The sequence below is a fragment of the Paenibacillus sp. FSL L8-0470 genome (assembly GCF_038008625.1).
GTDB lineage: Bacteria > Bacillota > Bacilli > Paenibacillales > Paenibacillaceae > Paenibacillus_AQ.
Window position 1 is genome coordinate 1087973 of the sequence record NZ_JBBOZM010000001.1, and the last position, 26322, is coordinate 1114294.

19 protein-coding genes and 1 riboswitch are annotated in these 26322 nt (G+C 50.8%); of the genes, 17 read left to right on the top strand and 2 right to left on the bottom strand.

Annotated features, from left to right (window positions below; genetic code table 11):
- Nucleotides 1–170: 170 nt before the first annotated feature.
- The 9 genes from NST99_RS05015 (at nt 171) to NST99_RS05055 (ending at nt 14853) form a co-directional block, all read left to right on the top strand.
- Complete coding sequence (locus NST99_RS05015) at nt 171–1025, top strand: glycosyltransferase family 2 protein (protein WP_038586505.1); 855 nt, start codon at nt 171–173, stop codon at nt 1023–1025.
- On the top strand, nt 1012–2205 hold the full coding sequence (locus NST99_RS05020) for a glycosyltransferase family 4 protein (RefSeq protein WP_341090047.1): 1194 nt from the start codon (nt 1012–1014) through the stop codon (nt 2203–2205). The genes NST99_RS05015 and NST99_RS05020 overlap by 14 nt, the downstream gene beginning before the upstream one ends.
- Nucleotides 2199–3338 carry a glycosyltransferase family 4 protein gene (locus NST99_RS05025; protein ID WP_341090049.1) on the top strand — a complete coding sequence of 380 codons (1140 nt, stop codon included), beginning with the start codon at nt 2199–2201 and terminating at the stop codon, nt 3336–3338. The genes NST99_RS05020 and NST99_RS05025 overlap by 7 nt, the downstream gene beginning before the upstream one ends.
- 98 nt (nt 3339–3436) lie before the next feature.
- Entirely contained in the window at nt 3437–4537 is a 1101-nt protein-coding gene (locus NST99_RS05030; RefSeq protein WP_038586514.1) for a glycosyltransferase, read from the top strand.
- A 4-nt stretch (nt 4538–4541) separates the two neighbouring features.
- On the top strand, nt 4542–5882 hold the full coding sequence (locus tag NST99_RS05035; RefSeq protein WP_341090050.1) for a UDP-glucose dehydrogenase family protein: 1341 nt from the start codon (nt 4542–4544) through the stop codon (nt 5880–5882).
- Between the two features lie 501 nt (nt 5883–6383).
- Nucleotides 6384–7757, top strand: coding sequence for a sugar phosphate nucleotidyltransferase (locus NST99_RS05040; protein WP_341090052.1), 1374 nt, complete (start codon nt 6384–6386; stop codon nt 7755–7757).
- A 136-nt stretch (nt 7758–7893) separates the two neighbouring features.
- A riboswitch (cyclic di-GMP riboswitch) is annotated at nt 7894–7974 on the top strand.
- A 12-nt stretch (nt 7975–7986) separates the two neighbouring features.
- Complete coding sequence (locus NST99_RS05045) at nt 7987–10386, top strand: PA14 domain-containing protein (RefSeq protein WP_341090053.1); 2400 nt, start codon at nt 7987–7989, stop codon at nt 10384–10386.
- A 207-nt stretch (nt 10387–10593) separates the two neighbouring features.
- Nucleotides 10594–12108 (top strand): glycosyl hydrolase, encoded by a 1515-nt coding sequence (locus NST99_RS05050; protein WP_341090054.1) that lies wholly within the window; start codon nt 10594–10596, stop codon nt 12106–12108.
- A 198-nt stretch (nt 12109–12306) separates the two neighbouring features.
- A complete protein-coding gene (locus tag NST99_RS05055) occupies nt 12307–14853 on the top strand; it encodes a discoidin domain-containing protein (protein ID WP_341090055.1) in 2547 nt (848 codons plus the stop codon).
- A 545-nt stretch (nt 14854–15398) separates the two neighbouring features.
- On the opposite strand, the gene NST99_RS05060 is transcribed toward NST99_RS05055, so the two are convergent.
- Both NST99_RS05060 and NST99_RS05065 read right to left on the bottom strand, forming a co-directional pair.
- The gene (locus NST99_RS05060) at nt 15399–15767 is read right to left on the bottom strand and encodes a helix-turn-helix domain-containing protein (protein ID WP_076109989.1); all 369 of its coding nucleotides are present in this window, start codon (nt 15765–15767) and stop codon (nt 15399–15401) included.
- A 178-nt stretch (nt 15768–15945) separates the two neighbouring features.
- A complete protein-coding gene (locus NST99_RS05065; RefSeq protein ID WP_341090057.1) occupies nt 15946–17028 on the bottom strand; it encodes a glycosyl hydrolase family 28-related protein in 1083 nt (360 codons plus the stop codon).
- Nucleotides 17029–17638: 610 nt separating this feature from the next.
- Between NST99_RS05065 and galU the strand changes: the two genes are divergently transcribed.
- From galU to NST99_RS05105, 8 genes are all read left to right on the top strand, one after another.
- Entirely contained in the window at nt 17639–18541 is a 903-nt protein-coding gene (galU, locus tag NST99_RS05070; RefSeq protein ID WP_341090059.1) for a UTP--glucose-1-phosphate uridylyltransferase GalU, read from the top strand.
- Between the two features lie 3 nt (nt 18542–18544).
- A complete protein-coding gene (locus NST99_RS05075; protein ID WP_341090061.1) occupies nt 18545–19240 on the top strand; it encodes a sugar transferase in 696 nt (231 codons plus the stop codon).
- Between the two features lie 24 nt (nt 19241–19264).
- On the top strand, nt 19265–20203 hold the full coding sequence (locus tag NST99_RS05080) for a GDP-L-fucose synthase family protein (protein WP_341090062.1): 939 nt from the start codon (nt 19265–19267) through the stop codon (nt 20201–20203).
- Between the two features lie 20 nt (nt 20204–20223).
- Complete coding sequence (gene gmd, locus NST99_RS05085; RefSeq protein WP_341090063.1) at nt 20224–21219, top strand: GDP-mannose 4,6-dehydratase; 996 nt, start codon at nt 20224–20226, stop codon at nt 21217–21219.
- Nucleotides 21220–21433: 214 nt separating this feature from the next.
- Nucleotides 21434–22777, top strand: coding sequence for an oligosaccharide flippase family protein (locus NST99_RS05090; RefSeq protein WP_341090064.1), 1344 nt, complete (start codon nt 21434–21436; stop codon nt 22775–22777).
- On the top strand, nt 22752–23921 hold the full coding sequence (locus NST99_RS05095) for a glycosyltransferase family 4 protein (RefSeq protein WP_341090065.1): 1170 nt from the start codon (nt 22752–22754) through the stop codon (nt 23919–23921). The genes NST99_RS05090 and NST99_RS05095 overlap by 26 nt, the downstream gene beginning before the upstream one ends.
- Before the next feature lie 17 nt (nt 23922–23938).
- The gene (locus NST99_RS05100; RefSeq protein WP_341090066.1) at nt 23939–25147 is read left to right on the top strand and encodes a hypothetical protein; all 1209 of its coding nucleotides are present in this window, start codon (nt 23939–23941) and stop codon (nt 25145–25147) included.
- A 22-nt stretch (nt 25148–25169) separates the two neighbouring features.
- Entirely contained in the window at nt 25170–26297 is a 1128-nt protein-coding gene (locus NST99_RS05105) for a glycosyltransferase family 4 protein (protein WP_341090067.1), read from the top strand.
- Nucleotides 26298–26322 lie beyond the last annotated feature (25 nt).

Below are 26322 nucleotides of genomic sequence, written 5' to 3' on the forward strand. Positions count from 1 at the left end.
AAGCGAAGCGGTCGCCTTTGTCTTCAGATTTCAACCGCGAACAGCGGTCTAATCAAAGAAATCGGAAGACAACAGCGATTGGAAGGACATCCGTCATCGCAGCGGTTCTGCGGCAACCAGCCTGAAATAGAATGTAAGCCAATAACATACAGACAAAGGAGGAAACCTTCATGGATTCAGTGACAAGCGTGCTTGGCGGCCCGGGGAGTTACCCGATATCTGCTGTCATCATTGCGCAGGATGATGAAATTCGAATATCCAAAGCAATTCAATCCTGCCGACTTTTCGCCGACGAGGTGGTTGTAATCGACGGAGGAAGCAAAGACGGGACGGTGCAATTGGCCGAAAGCCTGGATTGCCGGGTATACGTCAACCCATGGCCCGGATACGCGAAGCAAAGAGAATTCGGAGTGGAACGCGCCGTCCATGATTGGGTCTTCCTGATTGATACCGATGAAGTGGTCAGCGATGAGCTGGCCAAGGATATTCTTGAGCGCAAGCCGGCGCTGACGGACCGGGGCGTAGCTTACTCGCTATACCGGATCGGTGATTTTCTGGGCAGATGGCTGGACAAGGGCGAATATCTGGTGCGGCTGTACAACCGCAAGGAGTACGGCATCCGCAACTCCCTGGTGCATGAAATGCCCGAGGTGTTGGAGGAACGGACGGTTCGCTTGAACGGAACGCTCTGGCATCAGGGCTTCCGCAGCATCAATGACCATGTAACCCGGTTTAATAAATACACCGACCTGGAAGCGCAGAGCGCTTATGCGAGCGGCAAGCCGTTTAAGCTGAGAAATCTGCTGCTGCGGCCGCCGGCACGGTTCCTGCAGAAATATTTTCTGCACGGTTTGTTCAAGAAAGGCATTGCAGGGTTCGCGGTATCCGTATTTTGGGTGATGTATGAATTCATGGTCGGCTTCAAGCATTACGAATTGAACAGCTCCGGCAAGCTGGCCCAGCACAACGCACAGGGGCAGGCCGAGAAAGAAAAGAAAGGGGAGAGAAGCTATGCCGTACAGTGACGGATTAAACATTATGACGACAGGCCTTAGTTGGCCCTCGTTACAGCCCGGCGGGCTTAACACTTATTTTAAATCCGTTTGCGAGCAGCTCTCCTCACGCAACCAGGTGCATGCGCTGATCTGCAGTCAGGAGACGCCGTCCACCTCGAAGGAACTGATTATTCATAACGCCGGAGATCCCAAGGAAACCATCTGGAAGCGTAAGGATGCTTTTCAGCGTAAAGCTGCAGATTTGATGGGCAGCGGGAGCGGGCGCATTGATATCCTATATACCCACTTCGCACCTTACGGGGTTGGGCCGGCAATGGAAGCGAAGAAGCGGGGGATTCCGGTGGTCATGACTTTTCATGGCCCATGGAATGAAGAGATGAAGATCGAAGGCCAGGGCATTAAGCACCGGGTCAAAACAACGATTGCCAAATCTATTGAACGCAAGGCCTACAAGCTGGCCGACCAGTTCATTGTACTTAGCGAGTATTTCCGCGACATGCTGCACAGTCTGCATGGTGTGCCGCTGCACAAAATCATCGTGATCCCGGGTGCGGCCAATGTGGAGCGGTTCATCCCTGCCAGCAACCGGCTGGCTGTCCGCCGGACGCTGAATTTGCCGGAGGGAGCAACGACGGTACTGACGGTCCGGCGGCTGATGAACCGGATGGGGCTGCTGCAGCTTTTGGAAGCCTGGAAGCAGGTATCCGAGCGGTTCCCGAACGCGATTCTGCTGATCGGAGGCAAAGGTCCGCTGCGCGGAGAGCTAGAAGAAAAAATCTCTGATTACGGTCTCAGTAACAAAGTCAGGCTGCTTGGCTACATTCCCGATCATGAACTGGCTTCCTACTACCAGGCTGCTGACATGTTCGTGGTTCCTTCACAGGCACTCGAGGGCTTTGGACTTATCACCGTTGAAGCACTGGCTTCCGGGCTTCCGGTTATGGCTACTCCGGTCGGAGGCAACAAAGAGATCCTGCAGGGCTTCCGCCCGGAGCTGCTGTTCAAGGGTTCGACCAGTGAGGATATGGCGGAAGGCATGATTCATATGCTCAGCAACCGCAAGCTGCTTCCCGGCCGTGACGAATGCAGAAACCATGTGCTGGAGAAATACACCTGGCAGCATGTGGGCGATCAAGTGGAATCGGTATTCCTTCAAACATTGGGAAAGGGTGTGGCTGCAGGATGCTAAAGGTCGCTTATATTGATCACACCGCCAAGTGGAGCGGAGGAGAGGTTGCGCTGTTCAACATCCTCACCAACATCGGCAAAGAGATTCAGCCGCTGGTCATTCTGGCTGAAGAAGGGGCACTGGCTGAACGTCTGCGGGAAAAAGGTATCGACGTCCGGATCATCCCGCTTGATGAGAGCATCCGCAGCCGCGGCAGAAATGCCGTCAATCTCGGTGCTCCGGCTGCGGCGTTCAAGCTGCTGGCTTACGGCCGCAAGCTGGCGCCGCTGCTCAAACAGGAAAAGGTGGATTGTGTGCACACCAACTCCCTGAAATCGGCCTTCTACGGTGCAGTTGCCGCGAAGAAAGCGGGAGTGCCGCTGATCTGGCATATCCGGGACCATATCGGTGCCCCGTACCTAAAGCCGGTTGTCGCCAAGGCGATCCGGCTGCTGTCACGCCTGCTTCCCAATGGCGTGATTGCCAATTCCCATTCCACGCTGAATGCGCTGGAGCTGCCGCGTTCGAAGAAGACACTGGTGGTCTACTCCGCTTTTGCCAAAGCAATCGGCGAAAGCATCGGCAGACGGGACCAGAAGAATTTCAACGTCCTGCTGGTGGGCCGGCTGGCGCACTGGAAAGGCCAGCATATCGTGCTGGAGGCCGCCAAAGCGTTCAAGGATGACAGTCGTGTCCAGTTCTGGCTGGCCGGTGATGCTCTGTTCGGGGAAGAGGAATATAAACAGGAATTAATTCAGAAGATGCAGCAGGATGGGCTTACCAACGTCAAACTGCTGGGTCATGTGGATGACATACAAGGCCTTATGAAAACTGCTGATTTGCTGATTCACACTTCGATTACCCCCGAGCCATTCGGCCAGGTTATCGTCGAAGGCATGGCGGCTGGACTGCCGGTAATCGCCTCCAATGAAGGCGGCCCGGTAGAGATTGTGGTTCCCGGTGTAACGGGGCTGCTGATCCAGCCTGGAGACCCAGTCGTACTTGCAGATTCCATCACCTGGATGCTGAACCATCCCGAAGAGCGAAGAAGGATGGCCGAAAGTGGAATGAAGCGGGTAAAAGAGCATTTTGTCATCGAGAATACGGTAAAGGACATCGTCGCTTATTACAAAGGATTGCTCGCCGCAACCTGAGCTGTTTTTCCGGACAATGCTAAAGCTTAAGGGCACCGTTCCTTCCATGCATTCACTACTTGATGATGCTGCTCCATAAAACTTTGAGGATGATTTACATGAAAATTGCGATAGCGCACGATTACTTAATCCAAATGGGCGGAGCGGAAAGAGTTGTGGAGGTCTTTCACCACATGTATCCGGAGGCTCCGATCTTCACGACGGTGTTTAACGGAAGCCGCCTGACCGACAACCTCAAAGATGCGGATATCCGGGCCTCCTGGCTGCAGAAGATCCCGGGAGTGAAGGCCAATTTTAAAGGGGTATTGCCACTTTATCCGATGGCCATTCGTGATTTGGACTTTAGCGGGTACGATATCGTCCTGAGCTCCAGCAGTGCTTTTATGAAAAGCATAAAGGTTCCTGAATCCACGTTTCATCTATGCTACTGTCATACGCCAATGCGCTTTGCCTGGGATTATGACACGTACATGGAGCGGCAATCGAATTCCGGACTGTTCAAAAGACTGCTCAAGGTCTATATGCAGCGGCTCAAGACCTGGGATCAGCGGACATCCAAAAATGTAAACCAGTTCGTGGCCAACTCTTCCGTAGTGAAGACGCGGATTCAGAACTATTACCATAGGGATGCCGATGTGATCTTCCCGCCGATCAATACAGCCCGCTTCACAAGTTCCAGTTCTATCGGCGACTATTACCTGATCGTCTCGCGGCTTGTATCCTACAAACGGATCGACCTGGCAGTGGAGGCTTTTAGCCGGAATGGCCTTAAGCTCTATATCGTCGGCGACGGGCCGGACCGTAAGCGTCTGGAGGGAATGGCCAAAGATAATGTCACTTTTCTGGGCCGGCTGGAGGATGAAGAGGTTACGGGCCTGATGTCGAAATGCCGGGCGTTTATTTTTCCGGGAGAAGAAGATTTCGGAATCACGCCCCTGGAGGCGAATGCCGCAGGAAGACCGGTCATTGCTTATCAGGCCGGAGGGGCGCTGGATACCATAGTTCCTTATGTCAATGGCGTATTCTTTCAGAATCAGGAAGTGGATGATCTGCTGAAGGCTATCCACGAAGTGGAGTCCTATGCGTGGGACATCAGCAAGATTATGGGGCATGCGCATAAATTCGATGAACAGACGTTTATGGTTCAGTTCAAGCAGTATGTGGAACAGGCCTACGTTAATTTTCTTAAAGGAGGATGATTATATGAAGCTGGCAGTAATCGGTACCGGCTATGTCGGTCTTGTATCTGGCGTATGTTTTACACTTAACGGGAATCATGTCATCTGTGTCGATAAGGATGAGGAAAAAATCAAAAAGTTGAACCGGATGGAATCCCCCATCTATGAACCGGGTATTGAGGCATTGATCGAAATGAATCTCCGTGAGGGCAGATTATCCTTTTCGGCGGATTTGCAGGAATCGGTGCGCCTTTCTGATATCGTCATCCTTGCTGTTGGAACGCCTTCCCTGCCGGGCGGCGAAGCGGATTTAACGTATATCGAGGGAGCAGCCAAAGAAATTGCGCAAGCAATGGAAGGCTATAAAATCATCATGACCAAGTCGACTGTACCGGTTGGCACAAATGAGAAAATCCGCAATCTGATTGCTTCCCACACGAATCATCCCTTCGATATCGTCTCCGCTCCTGAATTCCTGCGTGAAGGCTCGGCGATCCGCGATACGCTTCATCCTGACCGGATTGTGATTGGTCTGGATAATCCGCTTTTGGAGCCAACGATGCGCCAGCTTCATCAAGGCTTCACTGAAAATATTTTCGTAACGGATATCCGCAGTGCGGAAATGATTAAATATGCATCGAACGCGTTCCTGGCAACCAAAATCTCCTTTATCAACGAAATTGCCAACATCTGTGAAAAAGTGGGAGCTGATGTAACCGAAGTGGCGGAAGGCATGGGGATGGACCGGAGAATCGGCTCAAGCTTCCTGCAGGCCGGAATCGGTTATGGAGGCTCCTGTTTCCCGAAAGATACCAATGCACTGATCCAGATCGCCGGCAACGTGGACTATGAGTTCAAGCTGCTGAAATCGGTGGTTGAGGTGAATAAAGGGCAGCGGTTTATGATTATTTCCAAACTTCATGAGTCGCTTGGCAGCCTGCGCGGCGCGGTTATCGGAATTTGGGGGTTAGCCTTCAAGCCGAATACCGATGATGTACGCGAGGCACCTGCCCGGGAAATCGTCGAAGCGCTGGTAGCGGAGGGAGCTACAGTGAAGCTCTATGATCCGATTGCCGCCGATAACTTCAAAATGCAATACGATCATCCGCAGCTCCGCTGGTGCGGCCTGCCGGAAGAGGCGGCAGAAGGCAGCGATGCCGTATGCCTGCTGACCGACTGGAGCCAGTTCAAGGATATCGACCTGCATCGCTTGGCGGGCAGTATGCGCCGCCAGGTTCTGATCGACGGCCGCAACGTCTACTCCAAGGAGCAGATCGAAGGCACCGGCCTGGAGTACCATTCCGTCGGACGCCCGCAAATGGGCGGACTGAGCGGGTATTCGGCCAGCGTGGCTGGTGCGGTCTAAGCCTCAAGCTTGCTCTGCTAAGTTCTCAGCTCTGTAAAGCACTTCGCTCTTACCTGCCGCCAACCAAGCGGCAATGCCGGATCTTTAGCAGGGAGCTTCGCCTGCGGGTGCAAGCCGCGGGCGTGAATGTCTTGCTAGGGCGCATAGCCCAGCTGGAATCCATCTAAGGAAGCTGTTATGGAATGGAACGGAGAGGAATTTTGGAACTGTAGGAGCGAATGCGTCCGCCTGAAAGCTTTCCGTAGGAAAGCTCGCTTCGGAAGCATATGCAGTCTGCGGATTTCCACCGCGGACAGCGGTATAAATCAAGAAATCTGCAGACAACAGCGGCCGAAAGTCCAAACATTCCTTGCAGTGACTCCCGTAACAGTTGTATCTGAAGGCTATCGCGCAGCAACAGCGCGCTATAAACATTCTAGCATCTCGAGGTTGCTGTTTAGCTCGTAGCTCACAATAACAATCCGATATTTTCGCGTCAACACATAATGAGGAGGGTTCCATATGAAACTGGTACTTCTATCAGGCGGTTCAGGTAAACGTCTCTGGCCATTGTCTAACGATTCACGTTCGAAGCAATTTCTGAAGGTACTTGAGAGCCCAACGGGGGAACCGGAATCCATGGTGCAACGGGTATGGCGGCAGCTGGAGGAAGCTAATATGTCGGGTTCGGCTTATCTGGCTACCGGCCGCAGCCAGGTGGAAATGATTCAGAGCCAGCTTGGCAGCGAGGTGCCTATCATCGTTGAGCCGGAACGCCGCGATACGTTTCCGGCGATTGCCCTGACAGCAGCCTACCTGTATTCCATGGAAGGCGTTTCGCCAAGCGAGACCGTGGCCATCCTCCCGGTCGATCCTTATGTGGAAGCCGCCTTCTTCGATACAGTAGTGCAGCTTGAGCAAACGATGCAGGAGAGCGGAGCGAACCTGGCGCTAATGGGTGTAGTACCCGAGCATGCTTCAGAAAAATACGGATACATCATTCCTACCAGCGCTGAGGCGGGAGCAAGCGGCTATCTGCAGGTAAGCCACTTCCAGGAGAAACCTGACCGTGAGCAGGCCGAGGAACTGATCAGCCGGAATGCCCTCTGGAACTGCGGCGTGTTCGCGTTCCGCCTGGGTTATCTGCTTGATATTCTGCAGCGTAAGGGATTGCCGCTGAACTATGAGGAACTGCAGAAGCAGTACAAACTGCTTGCTTCCATCAGCTTTGACTATGAAGTGGTGGAAAAAGAGGAGAAAATCGTAGTTCAGCCTTATGCCGGGTTCTGGAAGGATCTGGGCACCTGGAACACGCTAACTGAAGAAATGAACAGCAATCATGTAGGCAAAGGGTTCGTGACGGCGGATTCCGAAGGCACATGCCTGATTAATGAGCTGGATATTCCGATTACGGTGATCGGTGCGAAGGATCTGATTATCGCTGCCAGCCCGGACGGGATTTTGGTTACCCATAAAGCGGAGAGTCCGAGAATCAAGGAAGTGCTGAAGTCTTTTGAACAAAGACCGATGTACGAAGAACGCCGCTGGGGCCATTATAAAGTCATAGATTATGTGAAATACGATGAGGGAAATGAAGTGCTGACCAAACGGATTTTTATCGAAGAGGGTAAAAATATCAGTTACCAGCTGCACCATAAACGAAGTGAAATCTGGACATTTGTCAGCGGTGAAGCAAGCATTGTGATTAATGAGAAGATGCATAATGTCAAGGCAGGAGATGTGGTTCGTATACCGGAAGGCACCAAACATGCGATCCTTGCGCTGACGGATGTAGAGTTTATTGAGGTACAGACCGGTTCGGAACTGGTAGAGGAGGATAACATCCGCATCACCTTGGATTGGGAAGATATAGCTTTGCAACAGTTTATCTCGTAGGCCTAAATAATCTATTTAACCAATTGTTGCAAATCTAAAACAGGCATTTAGAACCATTTATTAATCTATTTTTATTAATGCTCTAAATAAAAACTTCATAGGGACGATACTTACGGTAAGAGGGATAAATCCTTCCAAAACGACAAGGCAAACCTAATCGAAAGATAGGGACGCAAAGCCATAGGGCCTTCGCAAGAGTGGCAGCCTGGCTACCGAAAGGAAGATAATTTTGAAAACTTACCGTAAGTCTCGTCTGCTGTCCACATTGTTGTCTCTTGCCATATTGTTAACCACTGTGCCTTTAGGGTTTGGGCTGTCGCCTTCAACCGCAGAAGCCTCATCAAGCACAGCAGTGCCGGTTAATCCGGACGCTTCAGCCGAAGCTGTCAAGCTGCTTAGTAATCTCTATTCCATTACCGGAAAAGGGATTATCACTGGACAGCACGATTATTTGGAGAGCCCGGATGAATTCAGCAACAAGCTGAAGGGAACAAGCGGAGAATATGCTGCTCTTCACGGATATGAGCTTGGCGTAATTAGCGGCCAGTCGGAGAGTACGGCTGCTTCGCAGCGCAAGAATGTGGTGAACAGCGCGATCAACTGGTACAAGAACGGCGGCATTGTCACAATGACCTTTCATCAGAATCTGCCGGGGACGGCGTACCTCTGGTCCAATGTGCAGAAGCCGCTCACCCAAGCGGAATTTAACAGGTATGTAACGCCGGGCACGACAGAATACGCCAGCCTGATCACGGATCTGGATAAAGTGGCGGTGTCTCTTAAAAGCTTGCGGGATGCGGGCGTTCCTGTACTTTGGAGACCTTATCATGAAATGAACGGCAACTGGTTCTGGTGGGGGAAGAAAAGTAATTTTGCTGAACTGTGGAATATTATGTATGACCGTTTCGTGAACGTTCATCAATTAAACAATCTGTTGTGGGTATGGAACCCTAATGCACCGAATGCCTGGTCCGATCCTTATGCGCTGACCTATCCGGGCGCTAGCAAAGTGGATGTTCTTGCAGCAGATATATATGATAACGATTATATGAATAAGTACTATGACAGTTTGCTTAGTCTGGCTGCCGGTAAACCGATAGGTATTGGTGAGAACGGTGAGATGCCCAGCACAGCCAAACTGAAGCTCTCCCAGAAAAATTTCGTTTTCATGATGAACTGGGGAAAAATGCTCTATGAGAAAAACAGCACAACTACGATTAAGAGTTTCATGAGCGATAGCTATACACTGACCCGGGATCAATATAAGAGTTGGAGTGCACCGGCCACTGCGCCAACACCGACGGCAACACCGACGCCAACGCCAACGGCAACACCGACGCCAACGCCAACGGCAACATCGACGCCAACACCAACGGCAACATCTACGGCAACGCCAACACCTAAGGTTACGCCAGCACCTGTACCAACGCCTGACTCTAATGATTCAGTGGAAGCGCCTGTGGTGAGCGGACTTAAGGGAGAGTACTTCAAAAACATGACGCTTTCCGGTACGCCCGCCTTGGTGCGCAATGATGCATTGCTTAATTTTAACTGGCGCCAGGGTTCGCCGGATCCTTCAATCGGTATAGATTCCTTCTCCGTCCGCTGGACCGGTCAAATCAAGCCAACGTATAGTGAGACTTATCAGTTTTTTACCACTTCGGATGACGGTATCCGCGTTTATATTAACGGTAAAGCTGTCATTGACAGCTGGATGAAACAGAGCGGAGCCGAGCGTACCGGAAGCATCGCTTTAACAGGCGGTCAGTTGTACGACATCAAGGTTGAGTATTACGAGAATGCCGGCGATGCGAATATCCGCTTAATGTGGCAAAGTCAAAGCCAAGCCAAAGTGACGGTTCCGGCCAGCGCATTGTTTGTGAATGCCGGGGCAGCTGCTGCCAGCCAGACAGAATTGGACAGTACACTCAGCCTGATTGCAAAACCGGCTTTAGCGGCGACAGCAGCACCAGCCTCAACGGCAACGGCAGCACCAACACCGGTGCCAACACCGACAGCAACGCCAACACCGGTGCCAACGGCAACACCAACACCGACGCCAGCACCAACGCCAACACCGACGCCAGCACCAATGCCAACGGCAGCACCAACACCGATGCCAGCTCCAACGCCAACACCGGTGCAAACGACAGCAGCACCAACACCAGTGCCAACACCGACAGCAGCACCTGCTGAGAATGGACTAAAGGCAGAATATTTCAATAATATGCTGCTGTCAGGCACTCCGGCACTTGTACGTAACGACGCCATTCTTGATTTCAATTGGCGTCAAGGCACCCCGGATGCTGCAATCGGCATCGATTTCTTCTCCGTACGCTGGAGCGGCAAGATTAAGCCGCTCTACAGTGAAACGTACACAATCTATACTACTTCAGATGACGGCATCCGCGTTTGGGTCAATGACAGTCTTGTGATTGACAGCTGGATGAAACAGAGTGGAACCGAACGCATGGGAAGCATCAGCCTGAATGCCGGGCAGCTATATGATATTAAAGTGGAGTATTACGAGAATCAAGGGGATGCCAGAGCGCGTCTAATGTGGGAAAGCCCAAGCCAAGTGAAGGGTACTGTTCCTGCGAGCGCCCTGTTTCTTCCTTCCGCTTCCTAAGCAGAGCGACTGGTTAGCTTCTGTATTCACCGGCGGGTGCTGGTTAAGACGTTACAATTATAATTCCTAAAGTCCACTCTTAGTGGCCCTGCTTATCAGCAGGGCTACTAAGCTATAGCCCCCATTTGGCCTCGGGATGTATGAATCTGCATAGGAACGCATCCTGTGTGCCGTGGCGGTAGTTCCCTGGAGAAAGGAGATTACGATTTGAACACTTACCGCAAGTACCGCCTGTTTAATACGATTTTACCGCTTATATTAATATTTTCCCTGCTGCCTTGGTCAGAAGCGAGGAGTCTTCCGGTTCCCCGGACGATAGTTACACCTGCTGCTGCCATCACTCCTATCAATCCCTCAGCTTCGGAGGAGGCTGCCGGTCTGCTCAGCTATCTGGTTGATCTTGGAGGCAAGGGAATGATATCCGGGCAGCATGACTATTTGGAGACCCCGGATGAATTCAACAATAAGCTGAGGCATGCAAGCGGACAATATGCCGTATTACATGGTTATGAGCTGGGAGCGATTAACAACCAGCCGGAGTACACCATCGTGAAGCAGCGCCAGAATGTCGTGAAGAGTGCGATCAAATGGCATCAAGGCGGTGGAATTGTGGCGATGACCTTCCATCAGAATTTGCCGGGTACCTCCCCGGAATGGGCTAATGTGCATATGAGCCTGAGCCAAGAGGATTTTAATGCTTATGTTACGCCGGGTACCCCACAGTATAAGAACCTGATCGCTGAGCTTGATGAGGTGGCCGAATATTTGGGAGACCTGCGCGATGCGGGAGTGCCTGTCTTATGGCGCCCTTATCATGAGATGAACGGCAACTGGTTCTGGTGGGGGCAGAAGGACAACTTCACCGAACTTTGGGACATTATGTATAACCGTCTGGCGAATGTTCACAAGCTGGATAATCTCCTTTGGGTATGGAATCCGAATGCGCCCAATGAGTGGTCCGATAGCTATGAGCCGTATTATCCGGGTGCCGGGAAGGTTGACGTTCTGGCGGCGGATATTTATAACAATGACTACAGACAGTCTTATTATGAGAAGCTGCTGAAGCTGGCTGACGGCAAGCCGATCGGGATCGGTGAAAGCGGAGAACTGCCAGACCCGGTCATATTGTCCCGAACGCAGAGTAAATGGGTATATACCATGACATGGGGAAAAATGCTGACTGAGAAAAATAACCTCGAGCAGATTAAGAGCTTTATGAGCAATAATTATACCGTGTCGCGGGATGATTATAAGTTAACGCTGGTCGGTAAAAACAATAACCCGGTCCAACCATCCCGAAATGGATTAACGGGAGAATATTTCAACAATATGGAGCTGATGGGCAAAGCCGTCCTGGTCCGCAACGACAATAAGATCGACTTCAACTGGCATGGAGATTCACCGTCTTCAGGAATTGGCAAGGATGCTTTCTCGGTGCGCTGGAGCGGCAAAATCAAGCCGGTTTACAATGAGAAATATACTTTCATAGCCTCCTCGGATGACGGGGTACGTGTATGGATCGACGGCAAACTGGTCATCGACAGCTGGAAGAAGCAAAGCGGTGTTAGCCGTGAGGGAAGCATAGTCCTGGAAGCGGGAAGCCCGTACGACATCAAGGTTGAATATTACGAGAACAGTGGAGATGCCAGTATTCGCCTTATGTGGAAGAGCCCAAGCCAGAAGCAGGCGGTTATTCCCAAAGGCGCGTTGACTTCCAAATAATGAAATGAAAGTAATAAGTCATTGTGAGGCAGGCACCCCGGAAGAAAGCGAGGACAAGGAATGAGGACTAGAACTAAGAAGAACAAGAATAAACCTCTACATCTACTGTTAAAATTCGCAGCTTTAACCCTCTTGTTTCTATTGTCTGTTTCTATCTTCGGAGATGACGGGACGAAGAGGGCCGAGGTGGAGGTTGACATGTCCAAATTGTCCGCAGCGAAAGATGCAGGACCCGCATTGCCGGACGGAACTGTGTTGTGGCAGCTGGGCAAGCATGACGGAACAGCTGGTGAATTTGCGGCTGCCGGCACTTCGGCCGCTAAGGAGGCATTTAAGGTTGCCTCCGTTTCGGCCAAGACTGCGGAGCTCCAAAGTGTGCCCTCCGGTCTTAGAGGCGACACTAATCCTGAGCTAAGGATTATGTATAAGCTGGATAAGATCCCGGTCAACGGGGTCTTATTTCGCGTAAGCATCATAGATGCCTATAAATCCATTCCGCAAATGAGCGTGTTCTCCAACCGGCAGCTGTCGGGGATTATCCAGATTGCTGGTGTTGCCGGTACAGACAGCAAATATTCGTTCCGCAAAACGTATGAGCTATATATCCCGAAAGAGCAGCTGGTGGCTGGAACCAACGAACTAAAGCTGCAGGCGGCCCGCGGGATCTATTCCTCCGATTTGGAGGATAAGTACAACTGGTGGACCTGGGATGACCTCAGCCTGGAGTCGCTGAATGCCCCAATCAAGGAGCCGATTCATGGCAGCTACACACTGACGGGCACCATGGTGAACAATAAGCAATTTTATTTTGACGAAGGTGCAGTTACGCATCTGCCTTATATTATGAAGTGGCTTGGAGTAGCTTACAGCGGCAATATTATGCGCACCAGCTGTGCCAGCGATGTCGGCCGCTCCTGTTCGAATATGGAGGAGTACTACAAGGTGCTCAAGGATTACAACATGCAGGCCGTTGCGCTGTATTTGTATACCGGTGATATTAAGCTTAAGGCGGATGGCTCACTGCCGGATGACGCCGAGAAGAAACTGACTGAATATTTCCAGAAGTACAGCCCGTACTTCCAATATTATGAGGTGGACAATGAACCCGGCCTGTTCAATCGTTCGAAGGCAGTGAACCTGGCGATTGCCAACTGGCTGAACGAGAAGGGCAAAACTATAGCTCCCCATCTGCAAACCGTGGCACCGGGTTGGGCCTATTGGCCGAGTTATAGTGCGGATTCCTGCGGCAGCCAGAAAGGTACGCTTAAACAGTGCGGCGATCCGGACGGTTGGGAGCGTGATTCGGAGCAACGCAACGAGCTGGAGGAAGTGACGGATTTAACGAATGGACATTCTTATGGCGAATCCTATATTTTCAGCCATGGAGGAAGCTTTACCGAGAATCTGAAAACCTTTGGCGGAACTGCGGACGGCCTCGGCAAAAAAATGCTGACGACGGAGTTCGGCACTTCAGACACACATGTAGATGCCTACCAATATGGGGCAGCCGAACGGACAGCGGCGGTCTTCGACCGGATTATGCGCGGTCATATCGGCTACGCGGATATGTTCATCCAGCATGCCGCCTTCTTCAAGAATTTCAGTCTGTTCAAGTACGGATTCAATCTGGAAGAGCATGATCCGGCCAAAACAGAGATCTACTATACCAAAGAAGGCGAGGATTCCCGGGTCAGCATTATGAGAAGGCTCAGTCTGGCTTATGCTACCCACGGAGCCCCGTTAAGTTATGAAATTACCAATAAGGATGATCTAGCCGACAAGCTGCTATATGTACGTGCTGTTGACACCTCAACACTTGAGCCTCAACCCGGAAGCAAAGCCACCTCCAACAAGGTGCTGGTTAATTTCGTCAACTTTGAGGATACACCGCAGACGGTTCATGTGAAAGTAAATATGCCGAAGAAAACCGTGTATGAAGGTGAACGGTTCGGCAGCGGTGATTCATACGAGGCGGCACGCAGCTATGTATCCGGCAAAAGCGCTACACCTGTCCTGGAGTTTACCGAGACCTTAGCTCCGGGCGAAGCGGTGCAGTATATCCTGCAGCCATCCTCCGAGGTGGCGGATACTGCACCGCAGAGTTTTAAAGCTGCTGCAGTCAAAGGTTTGTACGTAAAATTGAACTGGCTGGAGGCCCCTGGAGCAAGCTATGAAGTGCTCCGGGCCGACGGCTCAGGCACAGACCTGAAGGTTATCGCAACGGGGATAAAGGATACGGAATACACCGACGGTAAGCTGCAGGAAGGAACATTATATACGTATGCGGTTAGGGTACCCGGTTCCAGCATCATGTCGGAGAAGACACAGATTACAGCAACAGGACTGGTTCCTTTGGACCGTTCGCAGTGGAAGGTATCCTCCAATATCAATAACGAGGTGTCATATCCCGGAAATGCGATTGACGGGGACCGGCGAACACGGTGGGATACGGGTAAACATCAAGCCTCCGGAGAGTATTTGCAGGTAGATCTCGGGAAGGAACATAGTATAGAAGCGGTGGAAATGGATTACACATTATCTTCTTATGATTATCCACGGGGATATGAGCTTTATGTATCGGATGACGCCAGCAATTGGAAGCGCATAGCTTCCGGAAAAGGGAAGCTGGAGAAGACCAAGATAGAGTTTGCCAAGGTGAATGCGCGGTACATCAAGATTCTGCAGACCGGCTCGGGAGGAAATTACTGGTCCATACAGGAGCTGCAGATTTTTTCAAGAGAATAGAGATGTTGGGACTGGGCTGGCTGGCCGCATTTTTAAGAGAACTGATGAGGGCATGAAGTTATAAGAAATTTATAAGGATACCGAGGATTGCCCTGTTCCGTTCTTATCGAAATTGCGGCAAAGATTTATAAATTCACTTTCAGAGATATGTCCGTGTTTATACAACGCGTGGAAGCTTTCTTTTAGGTCTATTGTGCCTTCATGCTTCATTCCTAACTGGTTTAGCAAGCTGCGAATAGAAAATTCTAATCTCATCAACTAAGCTCCTCCGCGAATATCTAAAATTAGGTAATTCATGTAAGCCTACTTTACTACTATTTCAAAAAAAAGAATGTCACTATGTGTCGGTGATAAAACTAATATTTTAAGTACTTTTGACTCATTTTACTCATTTTTGACTAGGCTGCAGAGGAATATGTTGAAATGTATTCAGCAGACTAGAGAAGTATACATAAGAATTGCAAGAGGAGCAGGAATAAAAAATAATCACGACAGCTCCCTTAACTAGCGGAACCGCCGTGATTATGATGGATATTGATTTTGATTCATTGTTGACCATTGTCGCCAGAACCGGCGGCCGCCCTGTTCTGAACTACCCGCTCCAGCAGCATGCGCACAAGCTCCAAATCCTGCTCTTCCAAAGGAACACCGTCCCAATGCAGCTGATGCTGGTTCAGGATCTCTCTGGCATTGTTCGTGATTTCCATGGGGTCGGGGTTATCGGTAAGGCCGATGAGATAATCTGAGGTAGTGTGAAGCTTTTTGGCAATCAGTTGAGTATTTTCAAGGGTGGGCTGACGGTATCCGGATTCATACCCGGCATACGTACTTTTGGCGACGCCAACCGCTTCAGCAACCTCCTGCATGGAGAATTTTCTTGTTTTTCGTAGCTGTTTCAACCGTTTAGCAAACATCTGCATGCCTCCAATTGCGGGTTCCAACATGATTGGATATAGGCGTAATTCGTATTGAATCATTTTTGGATATTATACCATAAACATAACTGAACGAACATCCATCCCTTTTCCAGCTGCCAATCCGCCTAGGAAACTTCCCCCGCACATCCCCCGGTACTTTACGAGTGTTCTATTTTCAAGGGAGAAATATAGAATTAACAGTGGTCACCTGTTTGGTTACGGTTTTGCTCTGGAACGTGGAATTGTATACGGTGATTGTTCCCCCCACAGGCAAGTCGGTATTATAGATAGCCAATTTGCTGTATCCAACGGTAGAGGCCATGAATTTGCTATTGTACACTTTTACCTTTGCATTCGACAATACCGCGATATCCGCTTTGGGATCACCGGTATAATTGGCGGAGCCGTTATTCTTAAAGATTGAATTGATAATTGTTACCTCCGCATAATCTTCAACATGAATACCTTGTCCGCGGATATGAATAAAGCTGGAGTTTTTGATGACAATGTTTTTTGCGGACAAGGCAACGCCTACTCCAAATCCCGCCCATCGGGAAGCGCTGGTGTTGGTATCAAATACACAGTTCTCGATGACCCAGTCACGGCTTGGAGCATTGATTTCAATCCCGTCACCTTTGAGATTCACAAACCGGGTATTCAGGATCTTAACCCCGTAGCTCGGATTTATATTCGACAGAATGCCATAGCCGGAATTTTCGAACAGACTGTTAAATACAGTTAGCCGGTTGACTGTTACCGCATTCTGAATCCCTTGAACGCTGCATTCGAATCTGACGTCGATAATGTTGATGTCGTCCCCGTTCGGCATAATGCCAATGCGGGCTTTAATCCCGATGCCTTGAACACTCTGATTGCCGAGCAGGCGCAGGGCGGCTTCATCCTTGTTATCATTGCGGATCAAGGTAGCCTCTCTTCTGCCTGCACCTAGAACGGATATATTTTGAGGAATATGAATAGAGTTGATTAGATAAGTCCCTCTGTCGAAATAAATCATGCCGCCCCCCGAATTCTGCGCAGCCTTTACAGCCTTGGCGATACTCGCCGTATCATTGGTGACTCCGTCCCCTACGGCCCCGTAGTCCTTCACATTAAACATCGGAATGGCAAAATCCTGAACACTTCCTGCGCCCGTATCGCTGCTCCAGGCTTTTTCCGGAGCCTTATTCCAAATGAGTCCCACAGCCAGAGCTGCAGTAAGGACGGCAACCAGGGGCAAAGCTATTCTCCAGCGCATCATGAATCCCTCTCCTTAACGAAATGGTTTATGAGTAACTTTGAAAAACTTTTTTTCCTGAAAAGAAAACATTAATTGTTTACAAAGTTATTCTAAATGAATATAATAATTTTGACAAATACTCCTAATGAATAATATATGACGATAATCATTCGATGTCAGAATATGTGAAGAATGAAAGGGAACATGAAAGGAAATGGGATATGCGCTTATAAATAGAGATTAGGCAAGGAATATTTTTTTTAGTTATTTGGTCGCGATATGAATAACTTTATTTGAATTATTAAACATTTATTCTCGATGAGAACCATGAGAGGGAGGCCAGTCCTCTTTAGAGCGGCAGACGTCAACCTTCATTAGCATATGTGCCCCGCGAACTGTTGGTGCGGCAGTAATAGCGGACAAACGCTGAGATTCGTATATCATTACCTGCATTTATTCGCAGGATCAAAGGTAATGCCTCCTGTACCTATATCACTGGAGACACTCGGTCATGCTGTGGGTGCTGATACCTTAGACGTTAATCGTCAAGGGTGTGACGTGAGGAAGGGTTAAATGCCCGCTTATTGCAAGAATTCAGTTCGTCAATAAAGAAACAAGGGATGTGTTCGGGATGAAAAAGGTAAGAAAGGCTATTATTCCAGCAGCTGGGCTTGGAACCAGGTTTCTTCCCGCTACCAAAGCAATGCCGAAGGAAATGCTTCCGATCGTAGACAAGCCGACCATTCAATATATCGTGGAAGAGGCGATTGCTGCGGGCATTGAGGACATTATCATCGTTACCGGAAAAGGAAAACGCGCCATAGAGGATCATTTTGATATCGCATTTGAGCTTGAGCATACCTTGTTTGAGAAAGGGAAGCTGGAGCTGCTGGAAGAGGTGCGGCGTTCCTCCCAGGTGACACTTCACTATATCCGGCAGAAGGAAGCCAAGGGGCTGGGGCATGCTGTATGGTGTGCGCGCAACTTTATTGGAGATGAGCCGTTTGCCGTGCTGCTGGGAGACGATATTGTGCAAAGCGACGTTCCGTGCACCAGACAGCTGATTGAACAGTACGAAAGACTTGGGAGATCAGTCATAGGCGTCCAGACGGTACCTGCCGATCAAACGAACCGTTACGGTATTGTAGATCCGCTGCGGGCCAGAGGGCGGCTGTACGAGGTGGACCGTTTTGTGGAAAAGCCGGCTTTAGGCCAGGCGCCTTCCAATCTGGCGATTATGGGACGGTATGTGCTTACGCCGGACATCTTTGATTTCCTGGAGAGCCAGGAGACCGGAGCGGGCGGTGAAATTCAGTTAACGGATGCCATTCAAAGGCTCAACACGGAGCAGGGTGTGTATGCCTATGACTTCCAGGGAGTACGGTACGATGTGGGCGAGAAGCTCGGGTTTATTCTGACGACGATTGATTTTGCCTTGAGAAGACAGGATCTGAGGCATGATCTGTTAAGTGCTCTCGGGGAAATTGTGGATAGAGAACACACCAGTACGTATGCAAAGTCAAGAGGTGAATAATAGATGATACCTTCCAGTCAAAGAGAAGAGGAAGCGGCCCTGTATGCTAAAAGGTACTATCCGGCAGTAAGGCGTACCGGAGGTAAGCCGGAGACATTATATCTATTTATTAAACGGGTCTTTGACATTGCGGCATCTGCGGCAGCACTCCTTGCACTGTCCCCCCTTTTCCTTATTCTTGCGCTGGTTATCAAGCTGGAAGATCCCCGCGGCTCCGTATTTTTCGGTCAAACCAGGGTCGGGAAGGCAGGGCGTTTGTTCCGGATTTACAAATTCCGCTCCATGATTGCTGATGCGGAAGCGCTTCTGCCGAACCTGTTGAACCAAAATGAAATGAGCGGCCCCATGTTCAAAATGAGAAATGATCCGCGGGTGACCCGGGTAGGCAGATTTATCCGCAGAACGAGCATTGATGAGCTTCCCCAGCTGGTAAATGTGCTTAAGGGTGACATGTCACTTGTCGGCCCAAGGCCGTCGCTTCCACGGGAAGTGGAGAAGTACTCGGAATACGACCGGCTTCGTCTATCGGTCACACCGGGATGTACAGGGCTTTGGCAGGTGAGCGGGCGGAGCGGACTGAATTTTAAGCAAATGGTGGAGCTCGATCTGCTCTACATTGAGCAGAGAACACTGGGCCTGGATCTCAAGATTATGTTTATGACGGCCTGGCAGCTGGTGAGATCGAAAAATGCATTCTAAATCATTTATAACGGGGTGAAGCGTATGGATCGCCATTCGAGAATATATGTAGCTGGGCATCGCGGTCTGGTCGGTTCGGCCATCGTCCGCGCACTGGGGAAGCAGGGCTTTCATAATCATGTCCTCCGTTCCAGAACAGAACTGGATTTGCGCAACGGCGCTGAGGTGGACCGTTTTTTTGAGGACCAGGAGATTGAGTATGTATTCCTTGCTGCGGCCAAGGTGGGTGGAATTGCGGCTAACAACGAACAACCTGCGGAATTTATCCGCGACAATCTGCTCATTCAGACCCATGTCATTGATGCGGCTTACCGGAACGGGGTGAGCAAGCTGATGTTTCTGGGATCAACCTGCATTTATCCAAAGCTGGCTCCGCAGCCGCTCAAAGAAGAATATCTGCTGACCGGAGAGCTGGAGCCGACTAATGCGCCCTACGCAGTGGCCAAAATTGCCGGCATCAACATGTGCCAGTCTTATAACAGGCAGTACGGCACCCGGTTCATTTCTGTGATGCCGACGAACATATACGGGCCGAATGACAATTTTGATCTGTATTCGTCCCATGTACTGCCCGCGCTGCTGCGCAAATTCCATGAAGCCAAGGAACAGGGCAGCCCGTCGGTGGAAGTGTGGGGCACCGGCAATCCGAAACGTGAATTCCTGCATGCGGATGATCTGGCGGAAGCCTGTCTCTATCTGATGGAGCACTATGAGGGCAATGATATCGTGAACATCGGTGTAGGGGATGACATTGCGATCAGAGACCTTGCACTGCTGATTAAGAAGGTTACCGGCTACGAAGGGGAAATCACCTTCAACACATCCGTTGCGGACGGTACCCCAAGGAAACTGGTGGATGTGTCCAGAATCAATGCCCTTGGATGGAAAGCAAGAATTGGGCTCGAAGACGGGCTGCATGATGTGTACGCTGATTTTCAACATACGTATGCTGTGAAAAAATAATGATGCGGGGGAATTCATCAATGAAGAGAGCTTTAATTACGGGCGTTACAGGGCAAGACGGGTCCTATCTGGCGGAATTTCTTCTCTCCAAGGATTATGAGGTATTCGGACTGCGGAGAAGAACGAGCACGCCCAACTATGAAAATGTGTACTCTATTAAAGATCGCATTCATTGGATTTCCGGAGATTTGACTGATTTGGCTTCCCTGATTGAAGCGGTGAGAATCGCGGATCCGGATGAGGTATACAACCTGGGGGCGCAGTCGTTCGTAGCCGCATCGTGGCCGCAGCCCTTGCTGACGAGTCAGATCACCGCCGTTTCCGTTACCAATATGCTGGAGGCGGTCAAGATTGTGAAGCCGACGGCCAGATTCTATCAGGCTTCGAGCAGTGAGATGTTCGGCAAGGTCGTAGAAACTCCGCAGCGGGAGACTACCCCTTTTTATCCGCGCAGTCCTTATGGTGTAGCCAAGGTGTACGGCCACTGGATTACCGTCAATTACCGGGAGAGCTTTGACATGTTCGCCTGCTCGGGGATTCTCTTCAATCATGAATCGCCAAGACGCGGACTGGAGTTTGTCACCCGCAAGGTGACCGACGCCGTTGCCCGTATCAAGCATGGGCTGCAAAACGAGCTGCGGATGGGCAATCTGGATTCCCTGCGGGATTGGGGGTTTGCCGGGGATTATGTCAAGGCGATGTGGCTGATGCTCCAGCAGGAGGAGCCGGATGATTATGTTATTTCGACAGGTGAAATGCACACGGTCCGCGAGCTGCTTCAGGTGGCTTTTTCGTATGCCGGACTCGATTATGAGCAGTATGTGGTGATTGATCCTGAATTTGTCCGTCCGGCTGAGGTCGACCTGCTGCTGGGCGATTCCTCCAAGGCGCAAACCAAGCTGGACTGGAAGCTGGAAGTCGGCTTCCATGAGCTGATTCATATGATGGTGGATGAAGATATGAAGCGTGTCGCTGCTGAGATCCGCTACCACGATGCCTTTATTTTAGTGAACTAATATTTCGATACAGCATAGGTGATCTAACAGGGGACGGCGCTGCCGTCCTTTATTCAAATATAAGACTCCCATGCCGCTGCGCGGCACCACTGAGGAATGAAAATATGCTTCAAGCTATAAATTATCCTTCTATTTCTTGCTGGAACGGATACCGCCCTTTTGAGGACGGCGAAGCCGTTTCCACTTGTGAAGGCCGAAAGCGGGTGAGTGCTCTGTGACCGCACTGAGATTGAGGCTGGCAGGGTTGAGACGCAATCGCGATTTCAATAACGTCATTTACAGCCTGCTTTCTTATTGTATTACTCCTGTCGTTCTGTTTATTTCAACACCGCTGCTGCTCAGGCATCTGGGTGATCAGCAGTACGGGCTGTGGATTCTTATCCAATCGGTGCTTAATGTGCTGGCGGTATCGAACTTCGGTCTTGGCAATGCGCTGATCAAGCTGGGCTCCGAGAGTGACAGCGAAGAGAGATTTAATGCCCTCTTCCGGGTAACGCTTACGCTGTCGGTCATTCTGGCGGTGTCGGCGAGTCTTTTTCTTCTTCTGTTCGGTACTTATATTTTTCCTTTGCTGGTGAAGGCGGAAGGGCTGGATACCGTGCTGTCCGTCTCCTATTTTCTTAGCGGAATCATCGGCATTCGGATCATCAACGGCATTCTTTCCGGTGCCTACATGGCTAAGCAGCGTTACGATCTGAACAGCAAGGTGAATATCGTATTCAACCTGGCGAGCTCGATTGGCTTCACCATACTGGCCGTCATGTATGGAGACTTGTATCTGCTGGTGCAGTGGATGTTCGTGTTTACGGTATTGCTGGCGGTATGCAATGTCTTCGTCACACGCAAGGCGCTTCCCGGACTTCGATTTGCTCCCTATTTCGAGCGGGACAGCTTCAGAAGGCTGTTTCATTACGGGATTTATTCCTGGGGCCAAATGTTGATCAGCACGCTGAATGCCCAGATGGACAAATTGATTATCGGGGGATTTCTGGGTGCCAAAGTACTGGGGTACTACACGGTTTGCATGCAGGTGGTAGTGAAAATCCATGAAATTCCCGCTGCGGCCGGAGGATATTTACTGCCTAAATTCAGTTCACTTTCCAAGAGTGATGACCGCCGGGAAATCAGGAGGACCTATCATCAGTCACTGGTCATTGCCATTTCATTCGTAGGAGCTGCGGGTTTGGCAGCCTTTGTGCTGGCCAAGCCGATTCTGTCCCTATGGATTAGCCCGGAGTTTGCTGAAGCCCATTATGTGCTGTTCCAGGTGCTGGTATTGTCGGTATCTCTGGGTGCACTTGGTGTAGTCCCCTATTATTGTCTGAATGGAACCGGGTACGTCAGGCTTAATACTGCCATTTCACTTCTCACCACGCTGGTGACAATGGGTCTGTTTGTTCTATTGATCCCGAGATATGGTGCCATAGGCATCGGCCTGGGCAAATTTGTCGGCATACCGCTGGTTGTCTTCTCCCTGTATTACGTGGAGAAGGTGGTTCTGAATGGCAGCGGTCAAAGGAGGGAACCGGTTCGTGAAGGGACGATGGAAAGCATCTGAAGAGAATCATCAGAAGAAGTACCTGTTCTTTGATTTGCTGAATACCGGACATCATTATCAATATAATCTGGCTGTGATGAAGGGGGTATTGAAGGGGGCGCCCTCCAGTGAAGTCACGTACTATTCCAGTAGACTGGAAGAGAGCAGGCAGTCGGAGCTTGAGGCAGCAGGGATTAGTTATCAGCGGGCGGTGGAAAGGCGGTATCACCGTTATATGCCGTCCATGCTGGTCCGTGCGCTGCTTCTGCTGCAGGTGCTGCGTTTTGCTTACAAGCATAAGTCCGTTCTGCATCTGTTATATCTGGATACGCTGATTATTCCGCTGGTGCTTCTGATTCCTGCGCTGAGGGGAATGAAAATAACAGCGACGCTTCACTGGTATCCGCCAAGAGAGAGCAAGCGCAGGCTGCTGAGGAATCTGCTGCGGCGTCAACATCTCGATAAGCTTATTGTCCACGGGGATTATCTGCGGAAGCAGGTGCTGGAACTAACCAGCGTGGAGCAGTCAAGGGTAAGCTCTATCGTGTATCCCAACCTGCATCCTGCTGTGGTGCAGGAAACTGTTCAAGCGCCCGGCACCCATGCCAGCCAAGGCGCTGCGGAGGCCGTGCCGACCTTACTCTGCTTCGGCGGCCTGCGGTATGACAAGGGAATCGACCTGCTATTGGAAGCAGCCGGGAGACTAACCGGCCAGCCGTTCACTATCCTCATCGCAGGCAGGGAACAGGATTTCACCCGCAGCGATTTGGAGCAGATCATCCGCGGCAAGGGACTGGAGCACAAGGTAGAGCTATGTTTGGAATATATTCCCGATCATGAGGTGCCGTTATATTTCGAGCGGGCGGACATCATTGTGCTGCCTTACCGCAAAATGTTCTCCGGACAAAGCGGGCCGCTGACCGAAGCGGCGGCCAGAGGTAAGGTGATTATTGGACCGAGCCACGGGGAGATCGGGTACTGTATTGAGCGTTATGGACTGGGGGTCAGCTTCCGGGCGGAGGATATCAGCGATCTTGGCGACAAAATCGTCTATGCCATACATAACATGGATGAACTCCGCCGGAAATCACAAAGCTCGGAGTATAAGGCGCTCCTGTCGCCGGGTATTTTTGAACAGCGGTATTTCGAGGAGCTTGCCGGCTAGGAGGGAGGATAATGTAAATGGCGTTCGTTTTAAAAATCGGATTCCTGCTGGTGACCGCCTTTTTGATCAAGCCCACGGCTTTGGGAGAGAACTACTCCATGCTGGGAATCGCGGCGGCCATGCTTGCCTTTTTGTTTCATCTCATTGATTGCCGGGTGCATCCCATGAAGAAAATATCCATTCAGGGCCCTCATCGGCTTGTGCTGTTTCTGGTACTGCTGCTGTTCAGCTATCTGCTGGGCCACGCCATGCTGATGAACTCCATCTTCCTGCTGAATGTGCTGAAAGCTACAGTGCTGAACTGCACCGTAGTTCTCGTCGCGGCCTTCATCCTTAGCGAGGCGAGGGCCAACTATATTTTCTTTCGCAGCATGGTGATCATTTTTATTGGATTCATTGTGTCCTACTATGTGACCATCGCGCTGGCTGTATTTGTGACTCACCTGGAGCAGCTGGAGTTATTCCGGATTCAAATCGGGGACTATCCCTCCTCGGGGATGACCTATTTCCCCTTCACCGTCATGTACGGCGTTTACACCGTAGATGGTATCCGGTTTCCGCGGCTGCTGGGGCTGTTCAGGGAGTCGGGCATTCTGCAGATGTTCCTGATCTGGTCATTGTTCAATCTGAAGTCCATCCGGCTGAACCGGTTATGGATTAAAGGAACACTGCTGCTGGGGATTATCGCTTCGTTCTCAACAGCAGGGCTTGCGATTCTCTTCGCCAACCTTGTGCTGTATCTCTTTATGAATAAAAAAGTGATGAGAGGCGTCGTCTTGCTCTGCTTCACCTATGTGGTGATCATGTACGCCCCGTTTATCGGGATCAACGACAAGACGGAAACGCATGGCGCTTCCATCTCGGACCGTACCATGGCTACAGAAGCAGGGCTGGAAGCGCTCGGGAACAATCCGTTTGGTGAAGGCATGTACAACACCCGTATTCCCAACGCGGGGATCAACCTGGTAGCAGCTTCTTCCATGATCGGCGTGGCCGGCGTGCTGCTCGCGATGCTTGTCTATCTGGTACCTGCGCTTGCCGCCGGGAACCGCAGGCGCTATTTACTCGCAGTCATTCCCATTATTCTGACTTCGCTGATCTCACAACCGCTGCTGGATGCCCCGCTGCTCTATCTGCTGCTGATGGCCCCGTACAAGGGCGAAGAGGAACCACAACCCGAAGGGGCGGCATTACTTGTTCAACCCGCTTTGGAATACATCCGTTAGGATCAAGAAAAGGTAGGGTCTTATGATAAAAACACTATTGATAGCCTATCAGATCGCCCCGTACCGTATCCCGGTCTATAACACGATCGACGCATCGGAGGATATCGATCTTACGGTTTGGTTTCTGGAGGAGAAGGAAGCCAACCGGGAATGGAATATTGATTATCAGGATATGCGATTCCGGTACAGCTGCCTGCGCGGGTTCCATTTGTTCATTCAGCGTATGGATTTCGGAGTGCATATCAACCCGGGTTTATTCTTTAAGCTGGTACGCCTGAATCCCGATGTGATTATCACCACGAGTTATGACGCGATTGGCTATTGGGTGAGCTTGTTCTACGCCAAGCTCTTCCGTAAAAAGTTCGTCGTCTGGTGGGGCAGCACGCTGGAGAGCAGCAGAGTGAAGAACCGGGCGATGAATGCAGTGCGCGGATTGTATTTCCGTTCGGCAGATTCCTTTGTAACCTATGGCTCGGACTCAGCCAGATGCCTGAACCACTACGGCATTCCGGATGAGAAAATGGCTGTCGGCTTCAATACGGTGGATATCCGCTATTACTACCGGAAACGCCTGGCGGTTAAGCCCCATAAGGAAGAGGAGGGGCTGCTAAATCTCTTGTTTGTCGGTCAGCTGATCAAGCGGAAGGGCCTGGAGGAGACCATCCAGTCCTTGGCCCGGTTGAACCATGAGAACTGGAGACTGCGGATTATCGGCACGGGACCGGATGAGAAGAAGCTGAAGGAAATGGTCCGGCGGTATGGCATGGAAGAGAAGGTGCTATTCGAGGGCTACAAGCAGAAGGAGGAGCTGACCGGCTATTTGGCGGCAGCCGACTGCCTGCTGGTCCCTTCGCTGATTGAGGTGTGGGGGCTTGTGGTCAACGAAGCGCTTGTCTCCAACACCTTCGTGCTGGCTTCCAAATATGCCGGCGTGACGAGTGATCTGATTGTCGATAAGGAGAACGGGATCATCGCCGATCCTCTGGACCCGGACAGTATGGATGAAGCGATGCAGTGGCTGTTCGACAATGTATCCTATTTAAAGGCAGACCGGAAGATTAAGCTGAGCATGTGGAAGAAGCTGCATCCCACGACCTATGCCAAATCAGTGGTCCGGGCCATCCGGATGGCGAGCCGGCCCAGCCATTAAAAGGAAGGCTCTCCGGTAGAGCGGG